The organism is Arthrobacter sp. 05L45_2 (assembly GCF_056397525.1).
Map to the genome: position 1 here is coordinate 1 of NZ_JBFTNO010000313.1, position 2,146 is coordinate 2,146.

The window sequence follows — 2,146 nt, forward strand, 5'->3', positions numbered from 1 at the left end:
GCCGGACGCGGTGCGCCCGGACGTGCACCGGCAGCACCGGCGGGACGCGGAGCGCCCGGACGGGGGCCGCCTGCGCCTGCTGCGGGACGGGGGCCGCCGGGGCGGTCGCCCTCGGTGCGGCTTCCGCCCGGACGCGGCATGCCCTGGGACGGCGCGAACGGGTTGTTACCCGGACGTGCGCCGCGTTCGTTGTCGCCACCGCGGCCGCGGGGCATGCCCTGGGACGTGGCGAACGGGTTGTTACCGGGACGGGGTCCGCCCGGCCGGGGAGCCGAACCGCCCTGGCGTGCCGGGGCAGCCGGGGTCTCAGCCTTCGGGGCCGGGCGTGCGCCCGGCTTGGCGCCAGCGGCCGGAGCAGCAGCGGCKTCGGCGGCAGGGGCGGCCGGGGCCGCTGCAGGCGCTTCAGCCGGTGCCGGGGCAGCCGGTGCAGCCGGAGCTTCAGTCTTGGATTCGGCAGCCTTCGGGGCGGCGGGGGCCGGCGCGGGCGCCGGACGTGTCGCGGCCGGGCTGGCCTTGGGGGCAGACGCGGGCGCTTCGGACTTCGAAGCTGCAGGCGCGTCAGGGTAGGCGTTGCGGAGCTTCCGCACCACGGGGGCCTCAATGGTGGAAGAGGCGGAGCGAACGAATTCGCCCAGTTCCTGCAGTTTGGTTACTGCATCTTTGGAAGTAATACCGAGCTCTTTAGCAAGCTCATGTACGCGGACCTTGGCCACATTTCTCCTGTCTCGGTCCGCACCGAGCCAGGCACGAACCGTCTACTTCTTACTGCGGGCCTCCGCCGCGAGTGCAGCTGGAAGGCCCATTGCAGAGCGCAACAAAGTTGTCATCGTTGCGCACTCATCGCTGGGAACTCATCGGGTTTCCATCAGTTTTCTGACCCGCTTTCAGGTTGGACGGTTGTTGCTGCGGCCACCGGGGTGTCCACTGCTTGCGTGCCTGCCATGATCCGGCGTTCGACGTCGGCGGTTCCGGCAGCGCCGTTGAGGGCGCGTCCGAACGCTCGACGTTTGACCGCCAGTGCCAGGCACTTTTCGCTGGGGTGCAGCCATGCTCCCCTGCCAGCCATCCGGCGTCGTTCATCCACTACGACGGCGGATGATCCGCCGGCGTCGGCAACGAGCCGGAGCAGCTCCGACCGCAGCCCCTTCTTCCGGCATCCGATGCACGTGCGCTGCGGCTGATTCCCGAGGTGTTGCACTTCTGCCACTACGAGTATCTTCCTGCCAGCCACGCCATTACCGTCCTCCGGACTTCCGGTCAGAAACCGGCCGTGCCGGAGGCACACAGATACCGGCCGTGAGGCGCGGTCATGTCTATTCTAGCCCCTCCGGCCCCGGACGCCCGAAACGGAGGGCGTTCGGCGGCCGGCGGACGCTGGGCCCCGGAGTCCGTGGATGGACCCCGGGCGCGGTCTACTTGTCGCGGTTCTCCGCGGCGTCGGAGACGATGTCGATCCGCCAGCCCGTGAGCTTGGCCGCCAGGCGCGCGTTCTGGCCTTCCTTGCCGATGGCGAGGGAAAGCTGGTAGTCCGGCACCACAACGCGGGCGGACCGGGTGGCCTCGTCCGTGATGGTGACCGAATTCACGCGCGACGGCGAGAGGGCACTGGCGATGAACGCGGCGGGATCGTCGCTGAAGTCGACAATGTCGATCTTTTCATCGTTCAGTTCGTTCATCACCGCACGCACACGGGAACCCATTTCGCCGATGCACGCACCCTTGGCGTTGATGCCGGGCGTGTTCGCCTTCACGGCGATTTTGGTGCGGTGCCCGGCCTCGCGGGCCAGTGCCACAATCTCGACCGAGCGGTCCGCGATTTCCGGGACCTCCAGCTCGAACAGTTTCCGGACGAGGCCGGGGTGGGAGCGGGAGAGCGTGATGGACGGGCCCTTGGTGCCGCGGTGCACGTCGATCACGAACGCGCGGAGCCGGTTGCCGTGGGTGTACTTCTCACCGGGAACCTGTTCGGGCGGGGGCAGGAGCGCCTCCACCRTACCGAGGTTGACCTGGATCATGTGCGGGTTGTTGCCCTGCTGGATGGTGCCGGCTACGAGTTCGCCTTCGCGGCCCTTGAACTGGCCCAGCACGTTGTCGTCCTCGGCGTCGCGGAGACGCTGCAGGATGATCTGGCGCGCGGTGCTCGCTG

Annotated in this window: 3 protein-coding genes; all 3 read right to left on the bottom strand. The window is 68.9% G+C overall.

The genetic code is table 11. The features are described from left to right. Positions 1 to 713 (bottom strand): translation initiation factor IF-2 N-terminal domain-containing protein (locus AC1DHD_RS15870; protein ID WP_476880633.1); only part of this gene is annotated, 713 nt, incomplete at its 3' end. A gap of 152 nt (positions 714 to 865) precedes the next feature. Continuing rightward, positions 866 to 1,207 carry a YlxR family protein gene (locus AC1DHD_RS15875; RefSeq protein ID WP_476880634.1) on the bottom strand — a complete coding sequence of 114 codons (342 nt, stop codon included), beginning with the start codon at positions 1,205 to 1,207 and terminating at the stop codon, positions 866 to 868. 205 nt (positions 1,208 to 1,412) lie between these two features. Further along, on the bottom strand, positions 1,413 to 2,146 hold a 734-nt coding region (nusA, locus tag AC1DHD_RS15880; RefSeq protein WP_476880635.1), incomplete at its 5' end, for a transcription termination factor NusA.